The sequence below is a fragment of the Streptomyces sp. NPDC001889 genome, assembly GCF_053594535.1.
In genome coordinates this window covers 1-5,421 of the sequence record NZ_JBSFER010000061.1, presented here as the reverse complement: position 1 = coordinate 5,421, position 5,421 = coordinate 1, and the positions used below count along the sequence as shown (strand labels likewise).

4 protein-coding genes are annotated in these 5,421 nt (G+C 78.1%); 3 read left to right on the top strand and 1 reads right to left on the bottom strand.

The genetic code is table 11. The features are described from left to right. Nucleotides 1-632 precede the first annotated feature (632 nt). A complete protein-coding gene (locus ACWCRA_RS35120) occupies nucleotides 633-1,955 on the top strand; it encodes an amidohydrolase family protein (protein ID WP_451069471.1) in 1,323 nt (440 codons plus the stop codon). A 313-nt stretch (nucleotides 1,956-2,268) separates the two neighbouring features. On the opposite strand, the gene ACWCRA_RS35115 is transcribed toward ACWCRA_RS35120, so the two are convergent. Next, nucleotides 2,269-3,144 (bottom strand): TetR/AcrR family transcriptional regulator, encoded by an 876-nt coding sequence (locus ACWCRA_RS35115; RefSeq protein WP_451069470.1) that lies wholly within the window; start codon nucleotides 3,142-3,144, stop codon nucleotides 2,269-2,271. A 107-nt stretch (nucleotides 3,145-3,251) separates the two neighbouring features. Between ACWCRA_RS35115 and ACWCRA_RS35110 the strand changes: the two genes are divergently transcribed. Beyond that, nucleotides 3,252-4,247 carry an ATP-binding cassette domain-containing protein gene (locus ACWCRA_RS35110; RefSeq protein WP_451069469.1) on the top strand — a complete coding sequence of 332 codons (996 nt, stop codon included), beginning with the start codon at nucleotides 3,252-3,254 and terminating at the stop codon, nucleotides 4,245-4,247. Then, nucleotides 4,240-5,067 (top strand): ABC transporter permease, encoded by an 828-nt coding sequence (locus ACWCRA_RS35105; protein ID WP_451069468.1) that lies wholly within the window; start codon nucleotides 4,240-4,242, stop codon nucleotides 5,065-5,067. Before ACWCRA_RS35110 ends, ACWCRA_RS35105 begins: the two co-directional genes overlap by 8 nt. Nucleotides 5,068-5,421: the final 354 nt, after the last annotated feature.

The window sequence follows — 5,421 nt, the reverse complement described above, 5'->3', positions numbered from 1 at the left end:
GCCCGCCGGTGACGGACCGGAAGGTGCCGCCGCGCGGGGCATACGAGAACCTCCGCGCACCTCCGCGCACCTCCCCGCGACGAACCGCCCCGCCCCCTCGGCGCCCCCGCTCCAGGCACCGCCCCCGGGCATCCCCGCTCCCGGCGCCGCGTCCTCGGTCTCCCGGCCGCTGCCCCGGGCCTCTCCGTCCCCGGGCTCCGGCACCGGCGCCGCCCCCGGGTGACGGTGGCGGCGAGGGCCGGCAGTCGCCGGACGGGGCCGGCTCCGCCCGGTCCCGCCGCCCCGGAAGCCACCCGCTCCTCCGCCCCGCCGGCGCCCCCGCCCCCGCCCCCGCCGCCGGCGCCGGTGCCGGTGCGGGCAGCAGCGCGCCGCACCGGCCCGGGCGCCGCACCGTCCCGCGCGTCCGCCACACCCCCGGGCCGGGAACGCCAGGACGGCCGCCGTCTCCCGCGCCCCGCCCGTACCGCTGCCGCCGGGCGCTTGCCCGTACCGCCGCCGCCCGCCCCCGCGCACCCGCCCGCGCAACAAGGTGTTGTATGCACCTTCCGGTGCGGCTATCGTCCACGCCATCGGGCACTGGCCAGGCGCCGCGGAGTCACCGCCACATCCCTGCTTTCCGAGGAGCCATGCCCATGTGCGACGACGCCGGAACCCCGCCGCCCCCGCCGGGGGTCACCCGCCGCGGTGTCATGGCCGCCGCCACCGTCCTGGCCGGCGGCACGGCACTGACCGCCGCCGCCGCGGGCACCGCGGCGGCGGACCGGGGGACGCCCGGCGCGGGCACGGGCTCCGGGCGCCCGCCGCGCGGCGGGACGCTGATCATCGACGGCGGCACCCTCCTGGACCCGCACACCGGGCGGGTCACCGAGGACGCCGTGGTCGTCATCGAGGACGGCACCGTCCGCGCCGCCGGCACCCGCCACGCCACCCGGCAGGCCGCCGCCGCCGTGCGCGGCCGGGCCGCCACCGTCCGCGCGGACGGCCGCTGGGTCCTGCCGGGCCTGGTCGACGCCCATGTCCACCTCACCACCCTGACCGACGCGCACCGCGCCGTCCGCCTCGGCGCGACCAGCGTCCGCAGCGGCAGCACCCCCTTCTACCAGGACATCGCACTGCGCGAACTCGCCCGCTGGACCCCGCGGCGCGCACCCCGGATGCGCGCGGCGGGCGTCTTCGTCAGCCCCCGCCCCGGCGACACCCTGCTGGCCGACCCCGAACTCGCCCCCCTCGCCCGCCTCAAGGACGGCGTCCGCACCCCCGAGGCCCTGCGCCGGGTCGTCGAGGTGAACCTCGCCCGGGGCGCCGACGTGATCAAGACCCGGGCCAACGAACGGGCGGGCTCCCCGGACGAGGACCCGCTCACCCAGGTCTACGACCGCGAACAGCTCTCCGCCACCGTCGCGGCGGCCCGCCGGGGCGGGGCCACCGTCCTGTGCCACAGCTACAGCGAGCAGGGCATCCACGACGCCGTCCTGGCGGGCGTCGCCAGCATCGAGCACGGGGTGTACCTCGGCGAGCGCACCATGCACGACATGCGCCGCCGCGGCACCTTCTTCACCCCCACCCTCGCCGCGATGGCGAGCCTGGCCGCCGACCCGGACCCGGTCCTGGCCGAACGGGGACGCCTGTTCCTGCCCATCGCCCGGCGCGCGGTGCGCCGCGCCTTCGAACTCGGCGTCCCCGTCGCCGCCGGCACCGACTCCTCCGGCGGGGTCATCGACCCCATCGGCCGCGAGATCGAGCTGATGCGCGCCGCGGGCCTGCCCGCCCTCGACGCGATCCGCACCGCCACCACGGGCGCGGCACGCCTCATCGGCCTGGAGCGCACGGCGGGCCGTCTGGCCCCCGGCTTCCGCGGCGACGCGGTCCTGGTCGAGGGCGACCCGCTGGCCGACGTGTCCCTCCTCACGGCACCCGCCGCGGTGATCAGCCACGGGTTCACCGTCGAGGACTGACCCCGCGCCCCGCCGCCCCCCCGGCCGCCCGGCCGGGCCCGCGCCCCGGCCGCCCGGCCCGTGGGTGCGCCGCCCGCCCGGGTGCCCCGCGCCCCGCGCCGCCCGCCCGGGTGCCCCGCGCCCCGTGCCGCGGGCCCCGGCGTTCCGGGCGGCCCGTGCCCCGGGCGACCGGGCCCCGCCGCCCCGCCGCGCCCGCACCCCGTGGACCCGCGCAGGACCCCTGAGTGCCCGCCGGACACCCCCGCCCGCCCGGGAACCGCCCGCCCGGGAACCCCCCTGCCCCGGGAACACCCCCGCCCCGCCCGCCCGTCGCTCAGCCGGCCGCCGCCGCGGTCTCTCCCGCGCCGCCGCCCGGCCGGCCGATCCTGGCGCCGACCCCGTCCAGAATGGTCTCCAGGCCGAAGGCGAAGTCGGCGTCGGCGTCGGCCCGGGGATCGGCCGGAACATCCGACATCACCCCCGAGTCCAGCATCCGGGCCACCGCCGGATAGCGCGACGGTTCGGCCAGGCGCCGCAGGGTGTGCCCGTACCGGCGCATCATCTCCTGCCCTCCCACGCCCTGCGTCTCCATCGCGGCGGCGATGTCCGACGTCAGCAGGACCTCGTTGCGCACGAATCCGGAGACCAGCAGCACCACCCCGATCTTCTCGCCCTCGTCCAGGCCGGTCTCCGCGAGCGCGGCGAGGCCGCACTCCCACCAGGCCACCGAGTTGGGGGTGATGGGCGGTCCGGAGACCGGCAGCCGCAGCACCCAGGGGTTGCGCCGGAAGAGCTCCCGGTGCGCCCGCGCCCACGAGGTGAGCGCCTGCCGCCAGCCGGTGCCGGGCGCCGGGGGAGCGGGCGCGGGGCCCGCGGCCGCGTCCTGCATCAGGACGTACAGCTCGTCCTTGGCCGCGACATAGCGGTAGAGGGACATCGTCGCCACCCCCAGCGAGCGCGCGACCCGGCCCATCGACACCGCGCCCAGGCCCTCGGCCGCCGCCAGCGCCACCGCCGCGCCGACGATCCGGTCCAGGCTCAGCCCGGGCCGGGGGCCCTTCGCCGGGCGCTCGCGCAGCCCCCAGGCCATCTCGATGCTGGCGGGCAGCCCGGTCCCCGCCCCGTCCCGCGCCCCCGCGCCGCCTCCCGTCCCCCCGGCGTCCGCTCTCCCGCCGGCCGCACCCGCCGCCGTACCGCTGCGGTCGCTCATCGCGTGTCACCTCTCGCCCGTTCCGCTTGACCTCCATCCTAGTAATGCGTAACCCTTACGCAGTAGTGCGTATGTCATACGCAGAAGAGCAGGAAGCAGGGGGACCCATGCGCCGAACACCCGCCGCCACCCGCCCGCACCGGGACGCGGCCGCCATCGAGGCCACCGCACTGACCAAGGCCTACGGCACCGTCCGCGTCCTCGACGGAGTCGACCTGAACATCGGCCGGGGCAGCGTCTTCGCGCTCCTGGGCCCCAACGGAGCCGGCAAGACCACCACCGTGCGCATCCTCGCCACCCTCACCCCCGCCGACACCGGGCAGGCCCGCGTCGCCGGCTGGGACACCGTCCGCGACCGCGCCCGGGTGCGCCGGGTCATCAGCCTCACCGGCCAGTTCGCGGCTGTGGACGGGAAACTCACCGGCGAGGAGAACCTCCGCATGGTGGCCCGGCTGCACGGCATGCCCGGCCGGGCGGCCCGCCGCCGCGCCGCCGCGCTGCTCGAACGCTTCGGCCTCACCGGAGCCGCCCGCCGCCGCGCCGAGAGCTACTCCGGCGGCATGCGGCGCCGGCTCGACCTCGCCGCCGGCCTGGTCGGCGAGCCCCAGGTCGTCTTCCTCGACGAACCCACCACCGGACTCGACCCGCGCAGCCGCGCGGACCTGTGGGAGGTCGTGCGCGAACTCGCGGCGGACGGCACCACCGTCTTCCTCACCACCCAGTACCTGGAGGAGGCCGACCGGCTCGCCGACCGGATCGCCCTGATCGACGGCGGACGGCTCGTCGCCCAGGGCACCGCCGCCGAACTCAAGGACCGCGTCGCCGGCCACCGCCTCGACCTCGTCCCCGCCGACGACGCCGCCGCCCTGCGGGTCCGCGAACGCACCGGCCCGGGCAGCTGGGACCCCGGGAGCACCGCCGCCCCCGCCGCCCCGGGCGAACCGGTCGTCAGCCTCCCCACCGACGGCACCGCCGCGGGCATCCGCGCCCTGCTCGACCGCGCCGACCCCCACCGCTGCGACATCGTCCGCTTCGCCGTCCGCCAGGCGACCCTCGATGACGTCTTCCTCGCCCTGACCGCCAAGGAGCCCGCCCGTGCCTGACGTCCTGCGCCGCCCCGCCGCCCCCGGCCGCACCCCGGCGCCCCGCGGCCCGGCCGCCGGCCGCCGCGCCGCCGTCCTGGGCGGGACCGCCACCCTCACCGCCCGCCGCATCCGCATCAGCGTCCGCGACACCGACGCCCTCATCACCTCCCTGCTGCTGCCGCTGATGATGATGCTGGTCTTCATCTACTTCTTCGGCGGGGCGATCGACACCGGAACCGACTACATCACCTACGTCGTCCCCGGCATCCTGGTGCTCTGCGCCTCCTTCGGCGCCGCCACCACCGCGATCGGGGTGAGCGAGGACATGAAGAGCGGCATCATCGACCGCTTCCGCTCCCTGGACGTCCCCGGCGCGGCCGTCCTCGCCGGCCACGTCGCCGCCAGCACCCTGCGCAACACCGTCTCGACCGCCCTGGTGCTCACCGTCGCCCTCCTCCTCGGCTTCCGCCCGGACGCGACCCCGGCCGCCTGGCTCGCCGCCGCGGCGCTGCTCCTCCTCTTCCTGGTCGCGATCTCCTGGCTCTCGGCCGCGCTCGGACTGCTGGCGCGCAGCCCCGAGACGGCCGGCGGACTCACCTTCCTCATGACGTTCCTGCCCTACCCGAGCAGCGCGTTCGTCCCCATCGACACCATGCCCGGCTGGCTGCACGCCTTCGCCGGGAACCAGCCGGTCACCCCGCTCATCGAATCCCTGCGCGGCCTGCTCCTGGGACAGCCGGTCGGCACCGCGCCCTGGACCGCGACCGCCTGGTGCGCCGCCCTCCTGCTCCTGGGCGTCGCCGCCTCGGGACCCCTCTTCCGGCTGCGGACACGCTGAGCGGCACACCACCGGGGCCCGCGCCCGCCCCGGCCCCCGGGCCCGGAAGGCCGGGGTGCGCGCGGGCCTCTGGCGCGCGAGGAGGAGGGCGCACCCGGACCACCCGGCCCGTCCCCGCCCGCACAGCTCCGCCCCGCCCGGGCGCCACCGCTGTCCCCGTGCTCCGCCCCGCCCGGGCGCCACCGCTGTCCCCGTGCTCCGCCCCGCCGCCGCCCGGTCTCCGGGCCGGTCCGCCGGGTGTGCCGGGGGCGGTGCCGCCGCGCTATAGTGGATCTTGTCGCCGCGGCCGGGAAGTCCCGGGCGGGGGGCATGCGTTGGTGGTCCAAGGAAAGACACCCCACTTCCCGTGGGGGG

Coding starts and splice junctions, on each gene's coding strand:
- ACWCRA_RS35120 (WP_451069471.1), top strand. CDS start 633: ATGTGCGACGACGCCGGAACCCCGCCGCCCCCGCCGGGGGTCACCCGC.
- ACWCRA_RS35115 (WP_451069470.1), bottom strand. CDS start 3,144: ATGAGCGACCGCAGCGGTACGGCGGCGGGTGCGGCCGGCGGGAGAGCG.
- ACWCRA_RS35110 (WP_451069469.1), top strand. CDS start 3,252: ATGCGCCGAACACCCGCCGCCACCCGCCCGCACCGGGACGCGGCCGCC.